We start from the raw sequence: 25,136 nt of genomic DNA, 5'->3' as shown, positions 1-25,136 counted from the left end.
AAATACGCGAATATGCCCGACAAGTTGAGCACTGCAGCAGGTTGTAGCCACAACTCGGATCGTTGCCATTAAACCCGAGACAACGCCTCTGGAATGCGGATCAGGCGAGAGCCAAGTCGGCCGTAGATTTGCTCCGCGGCCACGGTGGGAACCTGCGCATGCAGGGCTGCTCGGACGCGGTGCATGTCGCTGTTCCATTGAGCACCGTCACGATGATCCCCGTATTCGCCTCCCACCCATCGTTGAAACGCGTTCCACATGGCGAAATCTTCCAAACCTAAAGGCCCCGGTGCTTCACGCCCGATCCACGTCGCAGGATTGCTGAGCGCATTGAGCCAAGCCAAGTAGACAAGTTTGTACCTCAACGTCGGCGATGGGTGCGTCTGCGAGATCGCTGAACGATCCTGGAGCCAGCCTTCCCAGATGCTGGTCTGCAGAGCGAGCAGCGCGCCTGACACTTGCGTCATCAGGTCGTCGGCGGCAAAAGCCGACTCAAGAACATACTGGTTTGCGAGTAGGTCACAAGCAATCTCGTTCTTGTAGGCCTCAAGGGAGCCCCGGTAGTCACCCAAATCATTCCTCAATCGCACCCATTGTTCTTTCGCCATGCCAGGCCATAGCTGAGCGACTTGGTTGTATGCATCCGCACGTTGTTGCTTGGTGGCAACAACGTGCGCCATCTCATGTGCAATGGCCCACCGGACCGCAGAAGCTGTTGTGCGTGCGGTAAAGAGTTCGTCGCGACAGGCGCGGACTTGGGCAACATTCTTGGTTCCGGCAGGCGTCGCAGGACCCAGGTAGTCGAAGATCAGCTCTCGCGCGTTCCATGCTTGAGTGGCCGAGGGCGAACCTGAAACAAGTAGTGAGAAGGTCGGGAAGACATCGGCGACTTTCGAGCACATCTGAACGAAATGGGTGGGGATGACTACGAAAGGGTTGGACTGACCGCGACGGCTACTCTCTGGCATTCCGCTGGAGTCGACCACGCCCACGAAGACCGACGCCGAAGTGTGAAGATCACCCTCACCTGAGTCTTCGTGCGGCATGCGCCACCCCTCGAGCCAAGACTGAATATCCCGAGTGGAGGCGTGGGTGAAGTCGCCAACCGGGCCGATGCTCTCGAGGAGCCACTGCTCATTCTTCGGGGCAAGCGGATTGGTCCCCTCAAAATGGCGTCGCGATTTCTTCAGGCGCACGGATGACTTCATAGCTCTCTCGGCGATGCTGAGAGAGGGATACTCGGGGAGGAAATCTGGCATGGTCGGCAAGATACCCGGCCACACTCAGGCGAGATGGACGAACTCGCTCGCCAGGTTGTTGCCCCGATTAATCGCCGGACTCGCCCTCGGACTCTCGCGCCATCTAGGCGCGACCTTCAGCGCAATTGGGGCGGGGTCGAAGTGTCGTTGGTACGTCCCCTGAGGGCATTAGCGATCGGGTCGGCGCCATGAGAAGCGGCGCGATGCGAAATACGGCAGCTTGTGGCACCTTGTCGATCATGGCACTGAACTCCGAGGACACCCTCCGCATCAACCAGCGCGCTCGCGAGATCGGGGCGTCTATTGGCTGGTCGCTCGATTTCAGTGTGGCTCCGAACCAGATGTTTGTTGGGCTCACCGCCGACACCTTTGACGAAGACCTTAAGCAGCACCACGTGTTCGTGTGGGGTCCCAAGCCCGTCGATCAGGTCATTGTTCACGAAGTTGAAATCTTCCTCGATGACCTCGAGCAGGGAAGGCGGCGCATCGTGGCAGACGAAGACGGGGATCCGCGAGTCATCTAGCCCGCCTCTTAGTGCGCCAAGGCTCGGCAGAGACTCATCTGCCGGACATAACAAGCGAAAATTTCCGGTGCGGAGTCCGCCAGCCAGCGCGCGTCATTTCGGCGCATTGGCATTTCGTCGTACGCCAATTTGGGGCGGGTTTGCCGTCGAAAACGACCGAATCAGGACGGCTCCTTCGGAAAACTTTGCGGACTGTTTGCGGACCGCTGGCCCTCTTTAGGCGTCTGACCTGCGGAAACGCGGCGATTCAGACGTTGAAGCGGAACTCCGCCACGCCAGCTTGTCGGAACAGCTTCGTCGACAGACTCAGCGCCAACCCAGGAGCTCTCGCACCATCTGCTGCGATGCGGGCGAGCCGTCATTGCGGATGCCGATGAGCTTCTCGTGCGACACGAGGGTCCCGTTCGCAGTGCTGGCAGCGGCGATCGCCTCGACCGAATCGCGCAGGCGCGTTGCGGCTCCGAACGATCCCTCCGGGTCACCCTTACGCGATATGTGGGGGTAGAGGACCAGCTCGATCGTCGCGTCCGGCAGATGCTGTGCCGCAGCCATCACGAGCGTGGGCGAGATCTTGCGCTGGAAGCGATTGAGGAAGATCAACGGCGTGTCCTCGATGACGTCCTGAAGGTACTGCTTGCGCCACGACACGTCCGCGGTACCGATCTCTACGGCGTGGGCGCGCCACGGCGAGCCCATCTGGCGCAGCCGAGCGTCGAGGTCGTCCTCGCGTGCCGTAAACCCCTGCGCGACGAGCTCCCTCACACCGATCGTGACGGCGTCCGCCGGAGTGCCGCGGAGCACGAACCGGGCTCCGTACGGAACGCGGGAGCGCTCGAAGTAGTGGAAGCAAGCTTCCTTTCCGGCGCCCAGCTTCCCGCGGCCCAGCACGCTACGAGTTCCAGGACGTGCCGGAGCGGGCGTCGAGACGTGGGGTCATACGTTGAACCGAAACTCCACCACGTCGCCGTCGACCATCACGTATTCCTTGCCCTCCATGCGGACCTTGCCGGCACTCTTGGCAGCAGTCATCGACCCTGCTTCGACGAGGTCGTCGAACGAGACGATCTCGGCCTTGATGAAGCCACGTTCGAAGTCGGTGTGGATGACGCCTGCAGCCTGAGGTGCCGTGGCACCCTTGGGGATCGTCCAGGCGCGCGACTCTTTGGGGCCAGCCGTCAGGTAGGTCTGCAGGCCCAGCGTGTCGAAGCCAACCCGCGCGAGGGCGTCCAGTCCGGGCTCCTCGACACCCATGTCGGCGAGCATCTCGGCGCGCATGATCTCGGCGTCCTCGTCATCGCCCAGTTCGACGAGTTCGGCCTCAGACTTGGCGTCCAGGAAGATCGCCTCGGAAGGCGCGACGATCTCGCGCATGCGTCCCTTGAGTTCCTCGTCGCCCAACTCGTCGGAATCACAGTTGAAGACGTAGACGAACTTCTTGGCCGTCATGAGGTGCAGATCGCGCAGCAGGTCGAGGTCGAGCCCGGCCTTCAGCACGCCGGTGCCAGCCTCGAGCGCGTCCTTGGCCTTCTTGGCCTCTTCGAACGGCGCGACGAGCGACTTGTCCTTGCGGGACTCCTTATCGAGCCGCGGCAAGGCGTTGTCGATGGTCTGCAGGTCGGCCAGCGCCAGCTCGATCGAGATGGTCTCGATGTCGTTGGCGGGGTTGACGTCGCCGTCGACGTGCGTGACGTCTTCGTCGCGGAACACGCGCGTGACCTGGCACAGCGCATCGGACTCGCGGATGTGCGACAGGAACTTATTGCCCATGCCCTCACCCTCGGAGGCACCGCGGACGATTCCGGCGATGTCGACGAACTGCACCGTCGCGGGCAGCTGCTTCTCGGATCCGAAGATCTCGGCGAGCTTGCCGAGCCGCGAATCAGGAACGCCGACGACACCGACATTCGGCTCGATCGTCGCGAACGGGTAGTTCGCCGCGAGCACATTGTTCTTGGTCAGGGCGTTGAAGAGGGTCGACTTGCCCGCGTTGGGGAGTCCTACGATTCCGATGCTGAGAGCCACGATCGACAATCCTACGGGCTACCCGCCCCAAGCCCCGACGCAGTCAGCCGATCACGCCTGCGTCCATCCGGAAGGCCCTGCCTTCTTGGTCGTACCAATTGGACGACCGACCGAGATCCTGCATCCCGAGCCGTCTGCAAACAGCTTGTGAGCGGACGTTGTCCAATGTCGTGACGGCGTATGTCTCGGTCAGGCCTGCGGCGAATCCTCGTGCCGCCAACGCCGTCGCTGCCTCGGTCGCGAAGCCGTGACCCCAGGCGTCGGGATGCAGGTGCCAGCCGAGCTCGAAGTCGTCACGATCCACTCCCCTGCTGGCAGGCAACGGCACCAGCAGCGACTGACCCACGAAGGCGCCAGTGTCGAGCCGCTCCGTCGCGAAGATTCCGGCGGCGGGATGATTCCCCGCACGTTTCGGCATGCCCTCGATCCGGTCGTACGCCTCGGAGATGTCGGTCATCGGTATCTTGCTCCCGCCCCAACGCGCCACGTCAGGCAGCCGGAACAGCTCGAACAACGCCGGAGCATCGTCCGGGGTGAAGGGTCGAAGGCGGAGCCGCTCAGTCAGTAGGACGTCCATGGCCCATACCTATCACCCGGTGCCTGGATAGGCTCAGCGCATGACTGTCATCAAGATCAATGCGATCACCGTTCCCGCCGACTCCGGTGACGAGCTCGCCCACCGCTTCGCCGCTCGTGCGGGTGCCGTCGACGGCGCTGCAGGCTTCATCGGCTTCGAACTGCTCAAGCCGACCGACGACCGTACGCAGTGGCTCGTGCTCTCGCGCTGGGAGGACGAGGAGTCGTTCCAGGCGTGGGTCAGTTCGCCGTCCTTCGCAGAGGGGCACCGTTCGGCCGCCGAGCGCGCCGGTGGCGAAGCGCCCAAGCCGGTCTCGACCCACAGCGAGGTCTGGAACTACGAGATCGCCGGCGGCTCCGCGAGCTGACCCTCCCCGAGTGGTGCAAACCAGGCCGCGAGTGGTGCGGATCGGACAGACTCGCCGTCTCAAAACGTCCAACCCGCACCACTCGCGGCTTGGGGGCGAGAACTGTCAGGGGTGGGGGTCAGCATGGGGACATGGACCTTCTTCCCCTCCTTCTGGTCGCGATACTCGCTCTCGTCGCGGGCCTTTCCCTCGGCTACGTGATCGGCGGACGACAGGCACCTGCCGTCTCCGCCCACGATCTCTCGCTGTCGACTGCGGCCACCGCACAGGCCGTCGAGCCGGTCCGCGAGAGTCTTGACCGATTCGGCGAACGTCTGCGCCAGCTCGAATCCAGCCGCATCGAGTGGCATACCCAATTACGCGAACAGGTCGACGCCGTCCGCCTGACGAGTGACTCGCTGCGCAAGGAGACTGCTTCCCTGGCCACGGCCCTGCGCCGTCCGCAGGTACGTGGACGCTGGGGCGAGATGCACCTCAAGCGCACTGCCGAGCTGGCTGGAATGCTCGACCGCTGCGACTTCGAGCTGCAGGTCAGCGTGAGCGACGGCGATTCGATCCTGCGTCCCGACATGGTCGTGCGTCTGGCCGGTGGCAAGCGGGTCGTGGTCGATTCCAAGGTCCCGCTCGACGCCTATCTCGACGCCGCACAATCAGAGACTGAAGCAGAAGGCGCCGAACACGTGCGGCGTCACGTCCGCCAAGTGCGCACGCACATCGACCAGCTCGCGTCGAAGTCCTACTGGTCGCAGTTCGACCAGTCCCCGGAGTTCGTGGTGCTGTTTGTCCCGGGTGAGTCGATCCTGTCCGCAGCGCTCGAGGCGGAGCCGACGCTGTTGGAGTACGCCTCGGCCAAGAAGGTCGTGCTGGCAACCCCGACGACCCTGATCGCCCTGCTGCGCACCGTCGCCTACGCGTGGACGCAGGAACAGCTGGCCGCCAACGCCCGCGAGATCCAGACCATCGCCAAGGAGATGTACGAGCGGATCGGCACCGTCGCGGGCCACGTCGACAAACTCGGCCGCTCCCTGGAGGGCACGGTCCGCTCCTATAACGAGGCGGTCAGCTCGATCGAGTCCCGCTTCCTGGTCACGGCCCGGCGTTTCAACGCCTTGCACGTGTCCGACACCCCCGTGGCATCACCCAGGCTCGTCGAGTCGACACCCCGTTCATTGACGGCACCTGAGCTCGTCGATGAACTAACGTCGTAGTCATGACCCAGGCGGTGTCGCGCACTCCCGGAGCCATGGCGGGCCGCGATCTCAGCGCACGCCAGGCGATCGTTGCCGCCTGCCTGGCCATGGCCGTCGTCACAGGTCTCGATCTGCTCGACGGCCGACTCGACTTACTGTTCTCGGTCGGCTTCGTACTGATCGTCATCACGGTGCCGATGAGCGTCGACGTCCGCTCGCTGTTCCCGGCAGGTGTGCTCCCGCCGATCCTGCTGATCGCTGCCTTGTTCGCGGTGTGCGTCGTCGAGCCGTCCGCGATCCAGGTCGACGGCATGGCCAAGGACGCGGGAACCATCGCGCGCCTCATCGCCGCGACGATCGATCACGGACTGACTCTGCTGGTCGGTCACGGTATCGCGCTGATCCTGATCGCCTGGCGCATCCTGACCGACCCCGACCGCTGAGCTAGCCCGTCACTTCGTCGACGAAGCACCAGCGCCAGGCTTCTCCCGGTTCGAAGCTGCGCATTACCGGATGCCCGCTCTCGTGGAAGTGCTTCGTGCCGTGCTTACCCGGCGACGAGTCGCAACATCCGACGTGTCCGCACTCCATACACAGCCGCAAGTGCACCCATTCGTCGCCGTCGCGGAGGCACTCCTCGCAACCGGCCGGGGTGATCGGATCGGGCACGGTGCAGGCATTGGCAAGGTGCTCGCAGGGTCCGTCCTGGTCGTAGGTGGGGCGCAAGTCAACCTCCCGGTTCGCAGTTGTCTCACTTTCCCACATCCGATCGAGAATTGACTCCTCAACGTCGAGCGCATTCATGATGCGCGCGAGCACCGACTGGTCGACCGTGCCGATCGCCCGGATCTTGAGCAACTCCTCGCGTTCGCGTTGCAGCATCGCCGCACGCAGTCGCGAGTACTGGGCACTGGGCGTCTCGGCACCACCGAGGCGTTCCCATACCGCGTTCGTGCGGTCGGTGGCTCGGCTGCGCAGCCGCTCCAGCACCGAATCGGAGACAGTTCCCGCGACCTCGTCGTCGAGGAACTTCATGCCGGCGTCCGTCACAGCCTGGAAGACCGTCGCTTCCTGGAGGTGGTCCTCATGGCGGTCGGGCCCGGGCACCTTGAGCCAGCGCACGAACAACGGGATCGAGAGTCCCTGGATCATCAGCGTGCCGACCGTGACCACGAACGCGATCAGCACCAGCACCTCGCGTTGCGGAGTTTCGGGCGGCAGCAGGAACACCGCGGCCAGGGTGACCACGCCACGCATACCCGTCCACGCCACCAAGAACGCGGACTGCGGAGTCGGCCGCGGCTCCCCTTCCGCGACACCGGGGATCAGCCGCGGCAAGTAGGTCGACGGGAATACCCAGACCATGCGGACGACGATCACGGTGACCAGCACAGCGATGCACGACAGCGTGATCCGCATCGCGCTGAGATCACTGTCCTGGACATCGACGAGGATGTCGCGGATCTGCAGACCGATCAGCAAGAAGACCGAGTTCTCCAGGACATACGAGATCGTGGCCCAGTTGGTGCGCTCGAACAGCCGCGATGCGCCTGACTGGATGACCGGCGACTTATGACCAAGGATGATCCCAGCCACAACCACCGCGAGGACGCCTGACGGCTGAGCGTCGACGCCCGGGATGTGGATCTCCTCGGCCGGAAGATAGGCGATCCAGGGAGTCAGCAGCGATACCGCGACATCGGTCAATTCGTCCTCGATACGGCGGCGCAGCTTGCCGATGACGACTGCGACGATCAGTCCGATCGCGACACCGCCGACCGCCGACACCACGAATCCCGCACCGACCTGCCACACACTGACAGTTCCGGAGATCGCCGCGATCGACGTCCGCAATGTGACGATGGCCGTCGCATCGTTGACCAGGCTCTCGCCTTCGAGGATCGTGACGACGCGGCGCGGCAGACCGATCCGCCGGGCGATAGCGGTGGCAGCCACCGCATCCGGAGGTGCGACCACGGCACCCAGCGCGAAGCCCGCCGCGAGCGGGATGTCCAACAGCGCCGAGACCAGGAATCCGACCACGACGGTCGTGAACAGCACCAGACCGACGCTCAACAGGCCGATAGGACGCAGATTCGCCCGGAAGTCGACGAGCGACGTCCGGATCGCCGCGGCGTACAGCAGGGGCGGCAGCAACCCGACCAGCACGATCTCTGGCGTCAGCTCATAGTCGGGAACGAACGGCAGATAGGAGCCGACGATGCCGACGACGATCAGTACCAGCGGCGCTGAGACCCCGCGCCGATCGGCCAGTGCGCTGACCCCGACGACGATGGCCAGCAGGGTCACAAGCGTCAGGGCGGTTTCCACCCGCCTATCATCTCAGCCGGGTCCAGATCGTGCCTGCAGCACGTGCACTCGAACGAACTCAGTCGTACCGTGAAAGCTCAGCCACAACGACTTCCGGGGGGAAGCTCGCCATGACCAAGCTTGTCGTCCATGCCCGCTCACGACGTCTCGTCGCCGCCTTCTCTGCCGTCGCTGTCAGCGCTGCGCTGCTCACCACCAGCCCACCCGGCGCGACCGCGGCCACGTCATCGGGAGCCACTGCTCGAGGCACCGGCGGGGCGGTTTCGAGCGTCGATGCGAATGCGAGCAAGATCGGTCGCGATGTCCTGGCCAGAGGCGGGAACGCGGCCGATGCCGCAGTTGCGATGGCCTCTGCCCTCGGAGTCGCCGAGCCCTACAGCGCCGGAATCGGCGGCGGCGGCTACTTCGTCTACTACGACCACCGTTCGGGCAAAGTCAGCACGATCGACGGACGTGAGACCGCCCCCGCCGCGATCAAGCCGGACGCGTTCATCGATCCGGCGACCGGCGAGCCGTACCGGTTCACCCCCGAACTCGTCTCGTCCGGTGTCGCCGTCGGCGTACCGGGCACTGTTGCGACGTGGGAGGCAGCGCTCGAACGATTCGGCACCCGATCTCTGGCCCGGTCCCTTGCGCCCTCGATCGAACTGGCCAGGCGCGGATTCGTCGTCGATCAGACGTTCCGCAACCAGACGCTCGACAACGCTGCCCGGTTCGCTGCCTTTCCCGACACGGCCAGGCTGTTCCTGCCCGGCGGCGACGCCCCGCAGGTCGGCACCCGGTTCCGCAACCCCGATCTCGCCCGCACGCTGAGTTCGATCGCCCGCCGCGGCCCCGACGCGTTCTACCGCGGACCGGTGGCCCGAGAGATCGCATCGGTCGTCCAGTCGCCCCGCAAGGATCCCGCATCGACGTTGCCGGCCCCGGCAGGAAGCCTCACCACGCGCGATCTGGCGCGCTACAGCGTCGTCAAGCAGAAGCCGACGCGCATCTCCTACCGCGGCCTCAATGTGTACGGCATGGCTCCCTCGTCTTCTGGCGGCACCTCGGTGGGCGAAGCCCTCAACATTCTGGAGGGTTACCGCCTGGGAGGCGGCTCGCGAACAGCGCAGAGCCTGCACCTGTACCTCGAAGCCTCGGCCCGGGCCTTCGCTGATCGGGCGGCGTACGTCGGCGATCCGGCGTTCGTGGATGTACCGACCCGGACGTTGTTGAGCCAGCGGTTCGCCGACTCACGACGCTGCACGATCGATCCACGTGCGGCGTCGCCCAAACCCGTCACGGCCGGTGCGCTGGTCGGCGGATCGTGCAGGACCACGGCGACAACTGAGCGCGAGGACACCGAGAACATCTCCACGACCCACCTGTCGGTCGTCGACCAATGGGGCAATGCGGCGGCGTACACCCTCACGATCGAGCAGACCGGTGGATCCGGCATGACCGTGCCGGGCCGGGGCTTCCTGCTCAACAACGAGCTGACCGACTTCTCGACGACGTACGATCCCGCGGACCCCAATCGCATCGAGCCTGGGAAACGCCCCCGCTCGTCGATGTCACCGACGATCGTGACCAAGAACGGGCAGGTCAAGTACGTCCTCGGCTCGCCCGGAGGAGCCACGATCATCACGACTGTGCTGCAGATCCTGCTCAACCGAGTCGATCTGGGCATGACGCTGCCGGAGGCCGTGGCGGCACCGCGGGCGTCCCAACGCAATGCCGCGACGACCTCTGCTGAGCCGGAGTTCATCACGGCGTATCAGGATCTGCTCGCACCGTACGGTCAGCAGCTCACACCGTCAGGCGACCAGTTCACCTCAGCGGCCGAGATCGGTGCTGCTGCCGCGATCGAAGTCGACCGGCACGGACGTCTCACGGCCGTCGCCGAACCGAAGCGGCGTGGAGGTGGCAGCGCGATGGTCGTCCGCCCCCAGCCTCGCTGACCGTCCCAACGCCCGACCGTCCCGGCGTGGCCGGTGCGCTGGCGTCCACGCGCGCCAGGTTTTTGGACGCTAACGCACCGCCCCAGGCGAAGCGGGGCCCAGACAGAGGGGCGGGTGAGCCGGGCCTACTTGTACGGGACGCCGGCGATCTTCATGTCTTTGCGCAGCTCCGGCGGGAGGGCGAAGATCAGGCTCTCGTCGGCAGTGCGGACCGCATCAGCGTCTGGATGACCGTGCTCGCTCAGATACTTCAGCACGTCCTGGACCAGGTTGTCGGGCACCGACGCGCCGGAGGTGACGCCGACCTTCGAGACCCCTTCGAGCCAGGCCTCGTCGAACTCCGAGATGTCATCGATCCGGTAGGACGCCTTGGCGCCGGCCTCCAGCGCGACCTCGACGAGTCGCACCGAGTTCGACGAGTTGGCCGAACCCACGACGATGACCAGATCGGCGTCCTTGGCGATCTCCTTGACCGCGACCTGGCGGTTCTGCGTCGCGTAACAGATGTCATCGCTCGGCGGATCTTCCAGCTGCGGGAACTTCTCACGCAGCCTGCGCACGGTTTCCATGGTCTCGTCGACGCTCAGCGTCGTCTGTGACAGCCACGAGAGTCGGGTGCCTTCAGGGAACTCGAGATCGTCGACATCGTCGGGCGTCTGGACCAGCGTGATGGCTTCAGGCGCCTCGCCCGCCGTACCCTCGACCTCTTCGTGCCCTTCGTGGCCGATCAACAGGATGCGGTACCCGTCGGATGCGAATCGCTTGGCTTCGTGGTGCACCTTCGTCACCAGCGGGCAGGTCGCATCGATCGTCTTGAGGCTGCGTTCGGCGGCTTCGGCATGCACCATCGGCGAGACACCGTGAGCCGAGAACACGACCGTGGCACCCTCAGGCACCTCATCGAGTTCCTCGACGAAGATTGCGCCGCGGGCCGCCAAATTGTTGACGACGTGCTTGTTGTGCACGATCTGCTTGCGGACGTAGACCGGGGCGCCGTACAGGTCGAGCGCCTTCTCGACCGTGATGACGGCACGATCGACACCCGCGCAGTAGCCGCGAGGATCGGCGAGCAGCACGCTGCCGCCGACCGGAGGCATGCCAAGGGAGACCTGAGAGGACATGATCCCAGTCTAGGCGACGCCACATGAGCCGAGCGCCATCCACAGGTGTGCGGGCACTCACCCGCAACGTCCGACGTCGGGCCTAGGGTGGTCGACATGGCCCTGGAGACGAGCGCGGAAACCCCTGCCCCCCTCCGCCAGATCTCCCAACTCCTCGACGGCTACATCGGACGTCTGGGCGCGGTGTGGATCGAGGCGGAGATCGCTTCGCTGACCCGCCGCCAAGGCATGTGCTTCCTCAAACTGCGTGATCTGCAGGCGAAGCTCTCCATCGACGCGACGTGTCACCTCAGCGTGCTCGACGCATCGCCCTCCCCCATCACCGAGGGCTCGCGGATCGTCACTCACGCCAAACCCCGCTTCTACGCACCTCGTGGCGCGTTGTCGCTCGATCTACGGGAGATACGGCCCCAGGGCGAGGGCGAACTGCTGGCCCAACTCGAGCGACGCAAGCAGTTGCTGGCTGCCGAGGGCCTGTTCGATCCCCGTCTGAAGAAGCGGCTACCGCTGTTGCCGGCCGGCATCGGGCTCATCACCGGAAAGAACTCCGCGGCCGAACGAGATGTGCTGCAAAACGCCAGGCTGCGCTGGCCCGATGTGCATTTCGTGGTCCGTCACGCCCTGATGCAGGGCAATGACTCGGCGCGCGACGTCATGAAGGCCCTGGCCGAACTGTCCGGCGATACCTCGGTCGACCTCATTGTGATCGCCCGCGGCGGCGGATCCATCGAAGACCTGCTGCCGTTCTCGGACGAGGCATTGATCCGGGCCGTCCACGGGTGCGTGACGCCGGTGGTCAGCGCGATCGGACACGAACCCGACATCCCCCTGCTCGACCTGGTCGCCGACCTGAGGGCGTCGACTCCCACTGACGCCGCCAAACGCATCGTGCCTGACGTCCGCGATGAGCTGGCCGGAGTCGCGTCGATGCGCGAACGCGCCTCATTGGCCATCCGGTCGATAGTCGACCGGGAGCTGCGGGGCCTGGCTGAATTGCGCAGCCGTCCCGTGCTGGCCCGTCCGGCGACCCTCGTCGAAGCCGAGGAGAACAGCCTGCACGACGTCCGCGACCGGGCCCGTCGATCGCTCGGGCACCGGCTCGACCGCGCCTCCGACGAGATCGGGCACCATCTGGCCCGGGTGCGGGGCCTCTCGCCCTTGGCGACGTTGGAACGCGGTTACGCCGTGGCACAACTGCCCGATGGCACTGTCATCACATCAATCGACCAGGTCGCGGTCGACGGAGACCTGACGATCAGGGTCGCCGACGGCACGATCATGGCCCGCACCCGATCCACTGAGGAGATCACGCATGACTGACAACGTCCCCGCGAGCGACACCCCCGAGATCGGCTACGAACAGGCCCGCGACGAGCTCATCGCCTTGGTCCAGAAGCTGGAGGCCGGCGGCACGAGCCTCGACGAGTCACTTGCGCTGTGGGAACGCGGCGAACAGCTCGCAGGCATCTGCCAGCACTGGCTCGACGGTGCCAAGGCACGTCTGGCTGCGGCGTCCAACCAGAACCGTCAGGACGTCGACAGCGACGAGATGTAGCTCTCGAGTTCCGCGCGCGATGTCGTGCCGTTGACCAATATCGACCTGCCGTCGGCCTCACGCACATACGTCCAGTACTTCTTCGGCCCCTTGCGGACCGTCCAGGTCTCCCCGTCGACAACAGCGGTGCCGGCGCTCTTGCTGTCCTCGGCAAAGCGATCGACGGCTCGATCCGCGCTGACCCTCAGCTGCTCGATGCCGAGGTATTCATCGTCGGCTGTCAGCACGCCCAGATGCCACGACTGGGGCTCGAAGCGCGCCGACGTCGCACGCCAGCCCTTCGGCAGAGCCTTCGGTGCGAGCAGATCGAACTTGGCCGCGGGCCGTGCCTGCGTCACGACCTGCGCGAAGTCGACGGTCTTGACCACGGGTTCGTCAGAACCGCTCGTGAAGAACTTCCCGAAGCCCCACAGCGCCAAAATGATGACGCCGATGACCGCCATCGACCGCAAGATATCGCCCATGGACGGATTGCCACGGCTTGAACCGGTCGAACTCATCGGTGCCCTTCTGCACAGCCGCCACGCCCACCTGACGTCGCCCCGACATGTTACGTGACGGCTGCACGTCCTGGCCGTCCAGATGGCCTAGCCGCTCAGCGCTGTCGTCGGCGGGGTACGGGCCGCCCGCACCGCCGGGTACAGGCCGGCCAGCGCTCCGATCAACAACGTCGCACCGGTTGCTCCCAACGGCACGATCAGCGGCAGATCAACCGGCCAGCCCCGGGTCACTGCGAATCCGACGGTGACCAAAGCGCCGAGCATGGCCCCGGCCAGACCACCCATCGCCGAGAGCAACAATGCTTCGGCCAGGAACTGTGAGCTCACATGGCGCCGAGTCGCTCCCAGGGCTCGCCGCAACCCGATCTCCCGTCTGCGTTCGAGAACCGAAATGACCATGGTGTTCGCGACGCCGATTCCGCCGACCAGCAATGCGATCGATCCGATCCCGACCATGAGGCCCGTGAAGGCCTGTCCGGTGGCATTGCGTGCCGCCAGAGCATCGGAAGGGCGTGAGATCTCGACTTCCTCGGGGCTTTCCGGCTTGATCGTCGCTCCGAGAAGGCGCCGAATCGCCGCGACCGATTCATCGGTCGAGACCTCGTAGACCAGAGTCGGCTCGCCGCTGTATCCGAGCAGCCGCTTCGCCACATCGTGGGTCACCAACGCCGCCGAGTTCAGCTCCGGGGCCAGTGCCACCGGGTCGAGAATGCCGACGACCGTGAAGTACTGACCGCCCAGCCACACCTGGCTTCCGGCTTCGACGATGCCCAGTCGGCGCGCTGCCTTCTCGCCCAGCACGACGGTGGGCAACGTCGCCAGGGTCTGGTCGAACCATCTGCCGTGCCTGATCGTGGCGCTCGTGACGTCCAGCAGACCGAGATCGGTCGACTGGACCGTGATCCCGTTGGTCTGGGACGGATCCACACGATGGCTGCGATAGACGTAGACATCGTTCTGGGTGCCGGTCGCGCTGACCCGCAGGACGCCGTCGAGTCGGCGCACTTTGGCCACTGCGCTCTCCGGCAACTTCGAGTCCTCGCCGAAGATGCTCTCGCCGGGTTGCGCGGTCAGCAGGCTCGTCCCCAGTGCGTCGAGCTCACGATCGAGCCCGGCCTGGCTCGACGACGACACCCCGATGACAGCCACCATCGCCGCGATTCCGATCGCGATGCCCAGGGACGACAGCACTGCCCGCGCGGGACGAGTGCGCAGGCCCGTGGTCCCCAGCCGCAAGACATCGCGCTTCAACAGCTTCGACCGCGTCTGGCGAGCAGCGCCCGTGCCGATCATGCGGAGGCTCCCGAGTCCTTGACGATGCGGCCGTCCTTGATCTGGATCTGTCTCGGCGATCGCTCGGCCAGCTCACGATCGTGGGTGATCATGACGATCGTCGTCCCCGAGCCATGGAGTTCGTCGAGCAGATCCATGACTGACGCCCCGGCGGCGGAGTCGAGGTTGCCGGTCGGCTCATCGGCCAGCAGCAAGGTCGGCTGGCCGACCACAGCTCGGGCGATCGCGACCCGCTGCCGCTCACCGCCTGAGAGCTGACTCGGCTTGTGAGCGGCCCGCGCGGCGAGCTTGACCCGTTCCAGTGCCTCGGTGGCACGCCGTCGCCGAGCACGCAGCGGAACGCCCGAATACAGCAGCCCGTCGGCGACGTTGTCGAGCGCGCTGGTCCCGTCGCTGAGATGGAACTGCTGGAAGACGAACCCGATCCGGTGTGCACGCAAACCTGACAGCTGCGCGTCATTGAGCGACTCGACGTCACGCCCGTCGATCACCGCCTGCCCCGACGACGGACGGTCCAACGTCCCGATCAGTTGCAGGAGGGTCGACTTGCCCGAACCACTGGGTCCGACAACCGTCACGAATTCGCCGTGCTCCACCGACAGATCGACGTCGCGCAGCGCGTGGACCATCGGCTGGCCGAAACTGCGGGTGACGCCCCGCAGTTCGATGATCGGGCTCACAGTTTCGGCACCACGACATCGAGGCCTGCCGAGAGCTCCTTGCCGGACACCTCGACCTTCCCCGCCGCGAAAAGTCCGGTGGTCACGGGCAGGCGTCTCACCTTCCCACCAGAGGCGACGACTTCGACACCCGTGCCGCCTCCCGGCAATGCGATCAAGGCGTCGACCGGGACGAATAGGACGTCCTTGCGTGAATCACTGCGGAAACTCACCGTCACGCTGGCCCGTTCGAGTCCCCGCGCGGCCTTCGCCTTGTCGAGGGTCACCACGACCGGGAGCACCATCGTCTTGACTCCGTTGATGTCCTTCTCGGTGGGTGAGCCGACCGACGTGATCCGCCCTTTGGCTGTCTTGCCGCCGGGCAGTTCGATCCGCACGTGGCGCCCGACCTTGGCAAGCCCTTGGTCGCCGGACTTGAGTTCGATGTCGATCTTCTTGGTCAATCCGGTCACGTCCATGACAGCCGCTCCGGCGGCCAGCGCGTCGCCGACCGCCACCAGGCGTTGGGCGACTCTGACCGGTCCAGGCAGGAACACCACCGAGCTCCGTTGGACGGTCGGGGTCTCCTTTCGGCCGAGCGACTTCTGCCACCGTCGGATCGCATCGCCAGTCCACCAGGTGAACTTCTCATCCGGCTCTTGCACGAAGAAGCCGAGTTCACGCAGGCTCGACTCCAATTGCAGGACGTCGGGCCCGTCACTCATGCCGGGTCCGAAGTCGCGCCACGCCGGAAGCCGTCCGCGCAACAGGATGATCGATGCGTTGTCGACGCGATAGAGCCAATCGCCGATCGCGAGCTTCTTGCCATTGCCACGAAGCTCGGTCACGGTGCCATTGCTTGCCGAGACGACAGCACGACTGCCTTTATAGGTCAGCACTCCCGGCCGTGGGGTCTCACCCGTGAGATTGCCGCGCACGATCTTGACGGTTTCGGGAGTGCCGCCGCCCGACCCGCTGCGGTCCCCGTCTGACGCGTCACCGCCGTCCGATGTGACGATCACAGCCGTCACCGCAGCCAGGATGCAGGCAATCCCCGCCGCGCCGATACTCATGAGTTTCATCGTGTTACGAGCCCTGAACGGTGGTACGACCGCTCACGCCGCCGCCGAAGCACGCATCGGCGTCCTTGGGATCGACATCCGACGGCAAGCCCATCGCCATGCCCTTCTCCGGATCCGAAACGTCATAGCCTCGGTCACGCAGGCATTTGGCCGTCTTGAGCATCTCTTCGAGCTGTTCGGCCTCGTCGTACTTCTTGCCGTCGGGCGACGGGGGATCCCCGAGCTTCTTGACGCAGATTTTGTTGCCGGCTTCGAAGGCCGTGGCCTGCTCTTCGTCCAACTGCAATGCGGCCGTTCCCCCCTCCGGATTGGGATTCGGGTCAGGCACGTCGAGACCCTCGGCGCGCATGCACTTGGCATAACTGAGCTGCCAGTCGTAGAACTTCTCCTCGCTGGAGGCTTTCGGCTTCCCGTCGCCGTCATCGGCTCCGCTGCCGCAGGCCGCAAGTCCGCCCAGCATGAGCGGGGCCAGCAAGGCGACGAACGCATGTCGTACACGAATGGAATTCACGGAGTTGTCCCTTCATCGATGGATATCGGGATCCATCCGACTCTGTGACGTGTTGCGACGTTGTCTGCGAAAACCCTTACGAAAATCACATGCCCTTCGTGGTTGAGTTCCATAACCTCGGTGCACACCGACAGCCATTCCAGGAGGGACAGACAGCGTGAGAGTGCTCATCGTCGAGGATGTGGTCTTCATGGCTGAGGCCGTGCAGTCCGGTCTACGGCAAGAGGCAATCGCCGCCGATGTGGTGCTCGACGGTGCCGACGCGGTGCACCAGGTCGCCCTGTACGACTACGACGTCGTGATCCTCGACCGTGATCTGCCCGGCCTCCACGGCGACGACGTCTGCCGGCATATCGTGCTCCATCACCCACACACCCGAGTGCTGATGCTGACGGCCGCCGGCCGCGTGGACGATCTCGTCCGCGGCCTGGAGATCGGTGCCGACGACTACCTTGCCAAGCCGTTCCAGTTCCCCGAGCTCGTCGCCCGAGTACGCGCCCTGTCGAGGCGCTCCACGGCGGCTAAACCGCCTGTCTTGGAGCAGAACGGTGTCAGGCTCGACAGCTTTCGCCGTGAGGTCTATCGCGACGGCAGGTACGTACGTCTCAGCCGCAAGGAGTTCGCGGTGCTCGAGGTGCTGCTCAGGGCCGACGGCGGTGTCGTGAGCGCCGAAACCCTGCTCGAAAAGGCCTGGGACGAGAACGCGGACCCGTTCACGAATGCCATCAGGGTCACGGTCTCGACCTTGCGCAAGAAACTCGGACCACCGTGGATCATCTCCACCGTCCCGGGCGTCGGCTATCAGATCGCGGGCCCATGAATGCGATGACCAAGCACCGAGGACTGACGTTCCGCGGGCGACTCGCTCTGACCTACTCGGCGCTTCTGACCGCGGTCGGCATCACGATGCTGGTCCTGCTCTACGGCTTCATGCGCTTCGTCCCGACCTATTCGATCCGCAGCACCGAGCCTGCGGACACGTCGGGGTCGTCGGGTGTGACCCGGGCATATCCCCTGACCCAGGCAGAAACCGATTCGTACGCCGCAGGTGAATCCATGCCAGCGATTTCAAGCACGCTCAATCTGTCGAGCGCCGCCGACATTCTGGACACATTGCTCATCGTCGGCGCGGTCGCGCTGGTCCTGCTGGTCCTGATCGGTGCCGGCGTGGGCTGGATCATCGCCGGCCGGATGGTCAGACCGCTCGCCGAGATCAACGATGCGGCCATCTTGGCCGGAACCGGATCATTCGACCACCGGGTCGACTTCTCCGGACCGGACGACGAGATCAAACATCTGGCGGACACCTTCGACGGGATGCTCGAACGTCTGCACACATCATTCGAACGGCAACGGCAGTTCGCCGCCAACGCATCACATGAATTGCGAACTCCCCTTGCGACCACCCGAACCATGCTGGACGTTGCAAGGTCCGATCCGTCACTCGACCGCGATGCTCTGCTCGAACTGGCCTCGCGGCTCCATGCCACCAACGAGCGCAGCATCGAGATCGTCGAGGCACTTCTCGACTTGTCCGACGTGGGTTCTCGGCCGGTCCGGCAGGAACCGATCGACGTGGCCGATCTGGTCGCCGAGATCGTCGAGTCGGCCGCGGATTCCATCGAGGCCAGACATCTGGTCGTGACTCTCTCACTCGATCCGGCACGCACCACCGCGGATCCGGCGCTCTTGCGCCAAGTTGTGCGAAATCTGATCCACAACTCGGTCCAGCACAATATCGACCACGGCTGGATCCACATCGCGACTCGGGCCGATCCCGATGACGTTCAGCTGTCGATATCCAACAGCGGCGAGACCGTTCCGACCGAGCAACTCGACCACCTGGCAGAGCCGTTCGCGACCGGCGGCAGTCGGGTACGAAGTCAGGCTGCCGGTCATGGTCTCGGACTCGCGCTCGTGTCGAGCATCGTCCAGGCTCATGACGGCTCGCTCACACTCGCGGCGAATCCCGGTGGCGGCCTCGCCGTGTCGGTGCAGTTCGCATCACATCACGACGGTGGTGCCCACCCGTTGGAGGACAACTGCCCAGCCCACCACACAGCCGCGCAGTAGGGCGCACCGCGACCGCTAGGATGTGCCTGTGGAAAGCCTCAAGCCCGCCGCCCAGGCGCCCGATCGCAATCTCGCCCTCGACCTGGTCCGCGTGACCGAGGCAGGAGCCATGGCCGCTGGCCGTTGGGTCGGCCGCGGTGACAAGAACGGAGCAGATGGCGTCGCGGTCAACGCGATGCGATCCCTGATCAACACCGTGCAGATGAACGGGATCGTGGTGATCGGCGAGGGCGAGAAGGACGAAGCCCCGATGCTCTACAACGGAGAGCACGTCGGCGACGGCACCGGCGCCGAGACCGACGTCGCGGTCGACCCCATCGACGGTACGACGCTGACCGCCAAGAGCCTGCCCAACGCCGTCTCGGTCATGGCCGTCGCGCCGCGCGGTGCGATGTACGATCCGTCCGCCGTGTTCTACATGGAGAAGCTCATCGCCGGCCCCGAGGCCGCCGATCACGTCGATATCCGGCTGCCGATCGCCGAGAACATCGCCCGCGTCGCCAAGGCCAAGAAGATCTCCAACAGCGATGTCACGGTGTGCGTGCTCGATCGTCCCCGCCACCAGGGAATCGTCGACGAGATCCGTGCCGCGGGCGCCCGCATCAAGTTCATCATCGACGGCGACGTCGCCGGTGGCATCACCGCTGCCCGTCCCGACACCGGTGTCGACCTGCTGGTCGGCGTCGGCGGAACCCCCGAGGGCATCATCACGGCATGTGCGATCAAGGCGATCGGCGGCGTGATCCAGGGTCGCCTGTGGCCCACTGACGATGACGAGCGCCAGCGCGCGATCGACGCCGGTCACGACCTCAGCCGGGTCCTGTCGACCAATGACCTGGTCGACGCCGACGACTGCTTCTTCGTCGCCACCGGCATCACCGACGGTGAGCTGATGCACGGCGTCCGCTACGGCGCCGGCAAGGCGTACACCGAGTCGATCGTGATGCGTTCGCGCAGCGGCACGATCCGCAAGATCACCAGCGAGCATCAGATCGCCAAGCTGCAGGCCTATTCGTCGGTCAACTACGAACGATGACGCGGCACCCCAGGTCGTGACACGATCGTGAGATGACACAGGGGTTGATATGACGCAGGGCTCAACATGACGCGGTCCGGAGAACTCTTCGCCTCGCTGCCCTCAGGCATCGATATCTGCTACGAGACGTTCGGTCAGCCGAACGATCCGCCGGTCCTGCTCATCATGGGATTGGGCGGGCCTATGGGCTGGTGGTCTGCGGAGTTCTGCCAGAAGCTGGCCGCCCATGGCTTCTTCGTCATCCGGTACGACAACCGCGACACGGGACGCTCGACCAAGCTCCGCCAGCACAAGGTGGGACGCTTGGAGATCCTGCGGGCGTTCGCGGGTCTCCGGATCCTGGGCGGCGCCAAAGCGCCCTACAGTCTGAGCGATATGGCCGAGGACGCCATCGGTCTGATCGACCATCTCGAGCTCGACCAGGTGCATCTGGTGGGGGTTTCGATGGGCGGCATGATCGCTCAGACGTTCGCGGTCGAATATCCCAAGCGGGCACTGTCGATGACGTCGATCATGTCGACGACCGGCAGACGAATGGTCGGATTCCAACATCCCAAGATATTTCCGGTCATGTTGTCGTCCGCAGGACGGACCCGCGACTCCTACGTCGAGCGCTCGCTGCGAGGCTCGAAGGTCATCGGCTCCCCTGCCTTTCCGACCGACGAAACGATCGCCCGCGATCGCGCCTACGAGACATACGACCGAGGCTGGACCGCCAGCGGCGTCACCCGGCAGATGCTGGCCGTGCTGACCCAGACCGATCGGACCCGCGCGCTCCGCGAGCTCGACCTGCCCGTCGCCGTGATCCATGGTCTCAACGATCCGTTGGTACACAGATCCGGTGGCAAGGCCACCGCAGACGCGATACCCGGCGCCGAACACCTCGAGATCGCCGGCATGGCACACGATCTGCCGCCACAGCTCTATTCGACCTATATCGACACGATCGTTCGTACGGCGGCTCGTGCCAACCGTGGAGACGGCAGCACGTCATGAGACACAATCCGAAACATGCCAGGACCGACGAAAACGTCGTGCGCGAACTCATCGCAGCCAATCCGTGGGCGATGATCGTGAGCCAGAACGCCGGCGAACTGGTTGCCTCGCACTACCCGGTACTGCTCGACGAGGCGACCGACCAGTTGTCCCTCATGACTCATGTCGGCAAGCCGGACGACCGCTTGCACGGCCTCGGCGCCAGCGAGGTGCTCGTGGTGTTCCAAGGACCGCATGGGTACGTGTCGCCGAGTTGGTACGTACCCGGATCGAGCCGGGCACCGACCTGGAACTTCAGCGCGGTGCACTGCTGGGGCACACCGCAGATCCTGAGCGACGAGGAGAATCTCGATGTCCTGACCCGGCTGACGGCCCACTTCGAGCAGCATGTCGAAGAGCCGATGTGGCTCGACCGCGAGTGGGCGACGCCGATAGCTCGCGGCACCGTAGGTCTGCGCATTCCGGTCGACCGGTTCACCTGCAAAGTCAAGATGAGTCAGGACAAGGATCCTGCCTCGGTGCAGAACGTCATCGACAAGTTGCGTGCTCCCGGCCCGCACCAGCAGACGCAGGTCGCCGAAGATATGGAAAAGGCCCGCGATCTCGCACAGAAGACCGCATCTGCGGAATAGTCACCTCGATATATCCGCTTCTGCGGGTCTATACTGTCAGCCATGTCGCATGTACGGATATCTGATGCAGCCCAATTCCTCGGGGTGAGTGACGATACGGTCCGACGCTGGATCGCCAGCGGCGCCCTGACGTCCATCTCCGATTCGTCGGGCCGGATGGCCATCGAGGGGCGCGAGTTGGCCCAGTTCGCCAAGGAGCACGCCAAGACACCCGACGCGCCAGGTGCTGCTTCGTCTGCCCGCAATCGCTTCCCCGGTCTCGTCACTGCAGTCAAGGCCGACACCGTCATGGCTCAGGTCGAGATGCAGTGCGGGCCGTTTCGCGTCGTCTCACTCATGAGCAGCGAAGCAGTCGAGGCCCTCGGGCTCGAGATCGGTTCCGTCGCCGTCGCCGTCATCAAATCGACCACCGTCATCATCGAATCCCTGGAGGGTTCCTCATGAAGCGCCTCGTCGGTACCCTCGCGGTCACTGTCCTGCTCTCGACCGTCTCCGCCTGCGGATCGGACGCCGATCCGGACCCGGCGGCCGACCAGCCGAAGGCCACGACCATCACGGTCTACGCCGCCGCTTCGCTCAAATCCACGTTCACCGAGATCGGCAGTGCCTTCGAGGCGGAGAACGACGGCGTGACGGTCAAGTTCAACTTCGCCGGTTCGTCCGATCTCGTCGCGCAGATCCAAGGTGGCGCCCCCGCCGACGTCTTCGCCTCGGCCGACACCAAGAACATGGACAAAGCCACAGCCGATGAACTGGTAGCCGGTGCACCGGTCGATTTCGCCAAGAACACGCTCCAGATCGCCACTCCCCCAGACAATCCGGCAGGGATCGACTCCCTTGACGACCTCGCGGGCAACGACGTCAAAGTCGTCCTGTGTGCGCCTGAAGTTCCGTGCGGTGCGGCTGCCGTCGGCGTCGAGAAGGCCGGCGGGGTCGACATCACGCCCGTCAGCGAGGAACAGTCCGTGACCGATGTGCTCGGCAAAGTCATCTCCGGTGAAGCCGATGCGGGACTCGTCTACGTCACCGACGTCAAGAGCGCCGGCGACAAGGTCAAGGGCGTCGCGTTCCCCGAGTCGGCCGAAGTCGTCAACACCTATCCGATCGCCGCGCTGTCGGGCAGCCAGAACCTCGACATCGCCCAGGCATTCGCAGCCTTCGTCGCAGGTACCGAAGGCCAGGCCATCTTGTCCGCCGCAGGCTTCGCCGCCCCCTAATGTCCAGCTCAGCCAGCTACTCCGGCGTTCCACGCTGGGTCTTCGTCCCCGCCGCAGTGGGAGCGCTGTTCATCGTGCTCCCACTCGCGGCGATGGCGTTGCGCGTCGACTGGGCCAACTTCTTCGGACTCATCACGTCGGACTCGTCGCAGGCCGCACTGTGGCTGAGCCTGCGCACCTCTGCCGCCAGTACGGTCTTGTGCCTCATCCTCGGCGTCCCCATGGCGCTCGTGTTGGCGCGCACGTCATTTCGCGGCCAAGGAATCGTGCGCTCGGTCGTGCTGTTGCCCCTGGTGCTGCCACCCGTAGTGGGCGGCATCGCGCTGCTCTACACGTTCGGTCGTCGCGGGTTGCTCGGCGAGACGCTGGATGTCCTCGGCTGGCAGATCGCGTTCTCGACGACCGCGGTCGTCATCGCGCAGACTTTCGTGTCATTGCCGTTCATGGTCGTCAGCCTGGAAGGGACGCTGCGAACTGTCGGACAGCGCTACGAAATCGTGGCGGCGACCCTCGGTGCCAAACCCACGACAGTTCTGCGGCGGGTCACGCTGCCGCTCGTCCTGCCGGGGCTCGCGGCAGGCGCCGTGCTGTCTTTCGCCCGTGCGCTGGGCGAGTTCGGTGCCACGATCACCTTCGCCGGAAGCCTCGAAGGCGTCACCCGGACCCTGCCGCTGGAGATCTACCTGCAACGTGAAGCCGACCCTGATGCTGCTGTCGCCCTATCGCTCGTGCTCGTCGCCATCGCAGTACTCGTGATCGGGCTTGTCCGGACAACCAGGAGCAGCGCACTATGACCCTGCATTTGGACATCTTCGTCGAAGATCGCGATGTCGCAGCCGTTCTCGATGTCGCCGACGGCGAAACCGTCGCCGTCCTCGGGCCCAACGGGTCGGGGAAGTCGACGTTGCTCGCGTCGATCGCCGGGATCCTGCGGCCCGATTCGGGCAGTGTGACGCTCGACGGCGCAGCCCTTTTCGACGAAGCGGACAACGTATGGCGTCCGCCGCACGATCGCGGAACGGCATTGCTCGCGCAGGACCCGCTGCTCTTCCCCCACCTCGACGTGCTCGAAAACGTCGCGTTCAGCCCCCGCAGTGCCGGTCTCTCGCGGGCGGCGGCTCGGACGGTTGCCGCGCAGTGGCTCGCGGAGGTCGATGCCACCGACCTCGCGCACCGCAAACCGTCACAATTGTCCGGCGGTCAGGCGCAGCGGGTCGCGATCGCCCGAGCGCTTGCCGCGGACCCCCGGCTGCTGCTGCTCGACGAGCCCATGGCCGCGCTCGACATCACGGTCGTCCCCGCGATGCGTCAACTCCTCAAACGGGTCCTGGCCCGTCGCAGCGCCGTCATCGTGACCCACGACGTGCTGGACGCTCTGTTGCTCGCCGACCGCGTCGTCGTGATGGAGCACGGCCGGATCGTGGAGGACGGACCGACCCAGGACGTCCTCGCCCGCCCACGCAGCACGTTCGCGGCAGGGATCGCCGGACTCAACCTGGCCCGGGGGCTGGCCGACGACGGCGGGGTCGTGACCGCGAGCGGCTTGCGGATCACGGGCCTGCCACACGGGACTCAGGTCGAAACAGGTGCGGCCGCCGTCGCGGTGTTCCGACCCAGTGCCGTCAGCGTCCACCGCGAACCGCCCGGAGGAAGTCCGCGCAACGTCGTGCGTACATTCGTGCGTGAACTGGAACCCCATGGCGCGCAGGTCCGGGTGCAGACCGATGAGATCAGTGCTGATGTCACTGCGCCTGTCGTCGCCGAGCTCGACCTGATGCCCGGCACCGAAGTGTTCCTCGCCGTCAAGGCCAGCGAGGTGCTGATCTACCCCGCGTGACGGGTCAGGCGGCTGATCATGGTGTAGTCCTTGGCCGGTCCGGTGACATTCCATTCGACGGTCCAGGTGTCGTCGTCGACCAGTTCGATGCGGCCGACATAGGTGTCGGCGGCGCACGGGTGAACCACTTCCTCGCCCGGCTCCCATGGGTGGAAGTCCCGACCGTCGTCGAACGTCACGAACCAGCCGGCGTCACGCGGCTCGACATACAGCGTGCGGTTGACCGGGATCTCGTGGCCGCCTCGCTGAAGCGTGCCGCTCTCGGACCACCGCACCCTACCATCGTCCTGCCTGGCCAGCTCGGTGGTTCCTTGGACGGTCGAGGTCTCCGGACCTTTGCGGTCGTCGATCGTGCGGGCGAGCGTCCAGGCACCCAGCAACGAGAGCGGGTCGGGGACCGTCGATGAAACCACC

The 25,136-nt window shown here is 65.2% G+C and carries 28 protein-coding genes; 16 read left to right on the top strand and 12 right to left on the bottom strand.

Features of this window, described 5'->3' with window-relative positions; translation table 11 throughout:
* Window positions 1-68 precede the first annotated feature (68 nt).
* On the bottom strand, window positions 69-1,259 hold the full coding sequence (locus ACXJKC_RS04600) for a hypothetical protein (RefSeq protein ID WP_456695500.1): 1,191 nt from the start codon (window positions 1,257-1,259) through the stop codon (window positions 69-71).
* 239 nt (window positions 1,260-1,498) lie between these two features.
* Here ACXJKC_RS04600 and ACXJKC_RS04595 point away from each other — a divergent pair, with 239 nt between their 5' ends.
* Window positions 1,499-1,783: a hypothetical protein gene (locus ACXJKC_RS04595; RefSeq protein ID WP_456695499.1), complete on the top strand. Its 285-nt coding sequence runs from the start codon at window positions 1,499-1,501 to the stop codon at window positions 1,781-1,783.
* Window positions 1,784-2,089: 306 nt separating this feature from the next.
* Here ACXJKC_RS04595 and ACXJKC_RS04590 read toward each other — a convergent pair whose 3' ends face one another.
* The 3 genes from ACXJKC_RS04590 to ACXJKC_RS04580 are packed head-to-tail and all read right to left on the bottom strand — an operon-like array spanning window position 2,090 to window position 4,382.
* Window positions 2,090-2,671 carry a hypothetical protein gene (locus tag ACXJKC_RS04590; protein WP_456695498.1) on the bottom strand — a complete coding sequence of 194 codons (582 nt, stop codon included), beginning with the start codon at window positions 2,669-2,671 and terminating at the stop codon, window positions 2,090-2,092.
* A 45-nt stretch (window positions 2,672-2,716) separates the two neighbouring features.
* On the bottom strand, window positions 2,717-3,805 hold the full coding sequence (gene ychF, locus ACXJKC_RS04585; RefSeq protein ID WP_456695497.1) for a redox-regulated ATPase YchF: 1,089 nt from the start codon (window positions 3,803-3,805) through the stop codon (window positions 2,717-2,719).
* A 43-nt stretch (window positions 3,806-3,848) separates the two neighbouring features.
* Entirely contained in the window at window positions 3,849-4,382 is a 534-nt protein-coding gene (locus ACXJKC_RS04580; RefSeq protein ID WP_456695496.1) for a GNAT family N-acetyltransferase, read from the bottom strand.
* A gap of 40 nt (window positions 4,383-4,422) precedes the next feature.
* On the opposite strand from ACXJKC_RS04580, the gene ACXJKC_RS04575 reads away from it, so the two are divergent.
* The 3 genes from ACXJKC_RS04575 to ACXJKC_RS04565 all read left to right on the top strand — a co-directional run bounded on the left by ACXJKC_RS04575 (window position 4,423) and on the right by ACXJKC_RS04565 (window position 6,382).
* On the top strand, window positions 4,423-4,749 hold the full coding sequence (locus ACXJKC_RS04575; RefSeq protein WP_456695495.1) for an antibiotic biosynthesis monooxygenase family protein: 327 nt from the start codon (window positions 4,423-4,425) through the stop codon (window positions 4,747-4,749).
* A gap of 131 nt (window positions 4,750-4,880) precedes the next feature.
* Window positions 4,881-5,957, top strand: a complete 1,077-nt coding sequence (locus ACXJKC_RS04570) for a DNA recombination protein RmuC (RefSeq protein ID WP_456695494.1) — start codon at window positions 4,881-4,883, stop codon at window positions 5,955-5,957.
* Between the two features lie 2 nt (window positions 5,958-5,959).
* Entirely contained in the window at window positions 5,960-6,382 is a 423-nt protein-coding gene (locus tag ACXJKC_RS04565; RefSeq protein ID WP_456695493.1) for a DUF6542 domain-containing protein, read from the top strand.
* A 1-nt stretch (window position 6,383) separates the two neighbouring features.
* Here the strand turns inward: ACXJKC_RS04565 and ACXJKC_RS04560 are convergent, their stop codons facing one another.
* Window positions 6,384-8,270, bottom strand: coding sequence for a Na+/H+ antiporter (locus ACXJKC_RS04560; protein WP_456695492.1), 1,887 nt, complete (start codon window positions 8,268-8,270; stop codon window positions 6,384-6,386).
* A gap of 110 nt (window positions 8,271-8,380) precedes the next feature.
* Between ACXJKC_RS04560 and ggt the strand changes: the two genes are divergently transcribed.
* Complete coding sequence (ggt, locus tag ACXJKC_RS04555; protein WP_456695491.1) at window positions 8,381-10,210, top strand: gamma-glutamyltransferase; 1,830 nt, start codon at window positions 8,381-8,383, stop codon at window positions 10,208-10,210.
* Window positions 10,211-10,335: 125 nt separating this feature from the next.
* Here ggt and ACXJKC_RS04550 read toward each other — a convergent pair whose 3' ends face one another.
* The gene (locus ACXJKC_RS04550) at window positions 10,336-11,331 is read right to left on the bottom strand and encodes a 4-hydroxy-3-methylbut-2-enyl diphosphate reductase (protein ID WP_456695490.1); all 996 of its coding nucleotides are present in this window, start codon (window positions 11,329-11,331) and stop codon (window positions 10,336-10,338) included.
* Between the two features lie 96 nt (window positions 11,332-11,427).
* On the opposite strand from ACXJKC_RS04550, the gene xseA reads away from it, so the two are divergent.
* Entirely contained in the window at window positions 11,428-12,651 is a 1,224-nt protein-coding gene (gene xseA / locus ACXJKC_RS04545) for an exodeoxyribonuclease VII large subunit (RefSeq protein ID WP_456695489.1), read from the top strand.
* Window positions 12,644-12,886 (top strand): exodeoxyribonuclease VII small subunit, encoded by a 243-nt coding sequence (locus ACXJKC_RS04540; RefSeq protein WP_456695488.1) that lies wholly within the window; start codon window positions 12,644-12,646, stop codon window positions 12,884-12,886. Before xseA ends, ACXJKC_RS04540 begins: the two co-directional genes overlap by 8 nt.
* Here the strand turns inward: ACXJKC_RS04540 and ACXJKC_RS04535 are convergent.
* From ACXJKC_RS04535 to ACXJKC_RS04515, 5 genes are all read right to left on the bottom strand, one after another.
* Window positions 12,859-13,386 carry a DUF4245 domain-containing protein gene (locus ACXJKC_RS04535; RefSeq protein WP_456695487.1) on the bottom strand — a complete coding sequence of 176 codons (528 nt, stop codon included), beginning with the start codon at window positions 13,384-13,386 and terminating at the stop codon, window positions 12,859-12,861. The genes ACXJKC_RS04540 and ACXJKC_RS04535 overlap by 28 nt on opposite strands.
* 87 nt (window positions 13,387-13,473) lie before the next feature.
* Entirely contained in the window at window positions 13,474-14,679 is a 1,206-nt protein-coding gene (locus tag ACXJKC_RS04530; RefSeq protein WP_456695486.1) for an ABC transporter permease, read from the bottom strand.
* Window positions 14,676-15,359: an ABC transporter ATP-binding protein gene (locus tag ACXJKC_RS04525; protein ID WP_456695485.1), complete on the bottom strand. Its 684-nt coding sequence runs from the start codon at window positions 15,357-15,359 to the stop codon at window positions 14,676-14,678. Before ACXJKC_RS04525 ends, ACXJKC_RS04530 begins: the two co-directional genes overlap by 4 nt.
* Window positions 15,356-16,411, bottom strand: coding sequence for a peptidoglycan-binding protein (locus ACXJKC_RS04520; RefSeq protein ID WP_456695484.1), 1,056 nt, complete (start codon window positions 16,409-16,411; stop codon window positions 15,356-15,358). The genes ACXJKC_RS04525 and ACXJKC_RS04520 overlap by 4 nt, the downstream gene beginning before the upstream one ends.
* Window positions 16,412-16,424: 13 nt before the next feature.
* A complete protein-coding gene (locus ACXJKC_RS04515; RefSeq protein ID WP_456695483.1) occupies window positions 16,425-16,931 on the bottom strand; it encodes a hypothetical protein in 507 nt (168 codons plus the stop codon).
* A gap of 157 nt (window positions 16,932-17,088) precedes the next feature.
* Here ACXJKC_RS04515 and ACXJKC_RS04510 point away from each other — a divergent pair, with 157 nt between their 5' ends.
* The 9 genes from ACXJKC_RS04510 to ACXJKC_RS04470 all read left to right on the top strand — a co-directional run bounded on the left by ACXJKC_RS04510 (window position 17,089) and on the right by ACXJKC_RS04470 (window position 24,722).
* Window positions 17,089-17,751, top strand: coding sequence for a response regulator transcription factor (locus tag ACXJKC_RS04510; protein WP_456695482.1), 663 nt, complete (start codon window positions 17,089-17,091; stop codon window positions 17,749-17,751).
* Window positions 17,752-17,756: 5 nt separating this feature from the next.
* The gene (locus ACXJKC_RS04505) at window positions 17,757-19,004 is read left to right on the top strand and encodes a sensor histidine kinase (protein WP_456695481.1); all 1,248 of its coding nucleotides are present in this window, start codon (window positions 17,757-17,759) and stop codon (window positions 19,002-19,004) included.
* A 28-nt stretch (window positions 19,005-19,032) separates the two neighbouring features.
* On the top strand, window positions 19,033-20,040 hold the full coding sequence (glpX, locus tag ACXJKC_RS04500; RefSeq protein ID WP_456695480.1) for a class II fructose-bisphosphatase: 1,008 nt from the start codon (window positions 19,033-19,035) through the stop codon (window positions 20,038-20,040).
* Between the two features lie 66 nt (window positions 20,041-20,106).
* Window positions 20,107-21,036: an alpha/beta fold hydrolase gene (locus ACXJKC_RS04495; RefSeq protein WP_456695479.1), complete on the top strand. Its 930-nt coding sequence runs from the start codon at window positions 20,107-20,109 to the stop codon at window positions 21,034-21,036.
* Window positions 21,033-21,668, top strand: coding sequence for an FMN-binding negative transcriptional regulator (locus ACXJKC_RS04490; protein WP_456695478.1), 636 nt, complete (start codon window positions 21,033-21,035; stop codon window positions 21,666-21,668). The genes ACXJKC_RS04495 and ACXJKC_RS04490 overlap by 4 nt, the downstream gene beginning before the upstream one ends.
* Window positions 21,669-21,710: 42 nt before the next feature.
* A complete protein-coding gene (locus tag ACXJKC_RS04485; protein ID WP_456695477.1) occupies window positions 21,711-22,112 on the top strand; it encodes a TOBE domain-containing protein in 402 nt (133 codons plus the stop codon).
* Window positions 22,109-22,885, top strand: coding sequence for a molybdate ABC transporter substrate-binding protein (gene modA / locus ACXJKC_RS04480; protein WP_456695476.1), 777 nt, complete (start codon window positions 22,109-22,111; stop codon window positions 22,883-22,885). Before ACXJKC_RS04485 ends, modA begins: the two co-directional genes overlap by 4 nt.
* A complete protein-coding gene (locus ACXJKC_RS04475) occupies window positions 22,885-23,679 on the top strand; it encodes an ABC transporter permease (RefSeq protein ID WP_456695475.1) in 795 nt (264 codons plus the stop codon). The genes modA and ACXJKC_RS04475 overlap by 1 nt, the downstream gene beginning before the upstream one ends.
* Window positions 23,676-24,722: a sulfate/molybdate ABC transporter ATP-binding protein gene (locus ACXJKC_RS04470; protein WP_456695474.1), complete on the top strand. Its 1,047-nt coding sequence runs from the start codon at window positions 23,676-23,678 to the stop codon at window positions 24,720-24,722. Before ACXJKC_RS04475 ends, ACXJKC_RS04470 begins: the two co-directional genes overlap by 4 nt.
* On the opposite strand, the gene ACXJKC_RS04465 is transcribed toward ACXJKC_RS04470, so the two are convergent.
* Window positions 24,710-25,135 carry a DUF6314 family protein gene (locus tag ACXJKC_RS04465; RefSeq protein ID WP_456695473.1) on the bottom strand — a complete coding sequence of 142 codons (426 nt, stop codon included), beginning with the start codon at window positions 25,133-25,135 and terminating at the stop codon, window positions 24,710-24,712. The genes ACXJKC_RS04470 and ACXJKC_RS04465 overlap by 13 nt on opposite strands.
* Window position 25,136 lies beyond the last annotated feature (1 nt).

This window comes from Aeromicrobium sp. P5_D10 (assembly GCF_054049535.1).
Note: the sequence above shows the minus strand (reverse complement) of the source record. Positions and strands in the feature narration are given on the sequence as shown.

Excerpts from the sequence above, each read along its gene's own strand:
- ACXJKC_RS04475 (WP_456695475.1), top strand. The coding sequence starts at position 22,885 with ATGTCCAGCTCAGCCAGCTACTCCGGCGTTCCACGCTGGGTCTTCGTC.
- ACXJKC_RS04490 (WP_456695478.1), top strand. The coding sequence starts at position 21,033 with ATGAGACACAATCCGAAACATGCCAGGACCGACGAAAACGTCGTGCGC.
- ACXJKC_RS04505 (WP_456695481.1), top strand. The coding sequence starts at position 17,757 with ATGACCAAGCACCGAGGACTGACGTTCCGCGGGCGACTCGCTCTGACC.
- ACXJKC_RS04485 (WP_456695477.1), top strand. The coding sequence starts at position 21,711 with ATGTCGCATGTACGGATATCTGATGCAGCCCAATTCCTCGGGGTGAGT.
- ggt (WP_456695491.1), top strand. The coding sequence starts at position 8,381 with ATGACCAAGCTTGTCGTCCATGCCCGCTCACGACGTCTCGTCGCCGCC.
- ACXJKC_RS04535 (WP_456695487.1), bottom strand. The coding sequence starts at position 13,386 with ATGAGTTCGACCGGTTCAAGCCGTGGCAATCCGTCCATGGGCGATATC.
- ACXJKC_RS04495 (WP_456695479.1), top strand. The coding sequence starts at position 20,107 with ATGACGCGGTCCGGAGAACTCTTCGCCTCGCTGCCCTCAGGCATCGAT.
- xseA (WP_456695489.1), top strand. The coding sequence starts at position 11,428 with ATGGCCCTGGAGACGAGCGCGGAAACCCCTGCCCCCCTCCGCCAGATC.
- ACXJKC_RS04470 (WP_456695474.1), top strand. The coding sequence starts at position 23,676 with ATGACCCTGCATTTGGACATCTTCGTCGAAGATCGCGATGTCGCAGCC.
- ACXJKC_RS04520 (WP_456695484.1), bottom strand. The coding sequence starts at position 16,411 with ATGAGTATCGGCGCGGCGGGGATTGCCTGCATCCTGGCTGCGGTGACG.
- ACXJKC_RS04595 (WP_456695499.1), top strand. The coding sequence starts at position 1,499 with ATGGCACTGAACTCCGAGGACACCCTCCGCATCAACCAGCGCGCTCGC.
- ACXJKC_RS04580 (WP_456695496.1), bottom strand. The coding sequence starts at position 4,382 with ATGGACGTCCTACTGACTGAGCGGCTCCGCCTTCGACCCTTCACCCCG.
- ACXJKC_RS04570 (WP_456695494.1), top strand. The coding sequence starts at position 4,881 with ATGGACCTTCTTCCCCTCCTTCTGGTCGCGATACTCGCTCTCGTCGCG.
- modA (WP_456695476.1), top strand. The coding sequence starts at position 22,109 with ATGAAGCGCCTCGTCGGTACCCTCGCGGTCACTGTCCTGCTCTCGACC.
- ACXJKC_RS04565 (WP_456695493.1), top strand. The coding sequence starts at position 5,960 with ATGACCCAGGCGGTGTCGCGCACTCCCGGAGCCATGGCGGGCCGCGAT.
- ACXJKC_RS04550 (WP_456695490.1), bottom strand. The coding sequence starts at position 11,331 with ATGTCCTCTCAGGTCTCCCTTGGCATGCCTCCGGTCGGCGGCAGCGTG.
- ACXJKC_RS04575 (WP_456695495.1), top strand. The coding sequence starts at position 4,423 with ATGACTGTCATCAAGATCAATGCGATCACCGTTCCCGCCGACTCCGGT.
- ACXJKC_RS04530 (WP_456695486.1), bottom strand. The coding sequence starts at position 14,679 with ATGATCGGCACGGGCGCTGCTCGCCAGACGCGGTCGAAGCTGTTGAAG.
- ACXJKC_RS04600 (WP_456695500.1), bottom strand. The coding sequence starts at position 1,259 with ATGCCAGATTTCCTCCCCGAGTATCCCTCTCTCAGCATCGCCGAGAGA.
- ACXJKC_RS04540 (WP_456695488.1), top strand. The coding sequence starts at position 12,644 with ATGACTGACAACGTCCCCGCGAGCGACACCCCCGAGATCGGCTACGAA.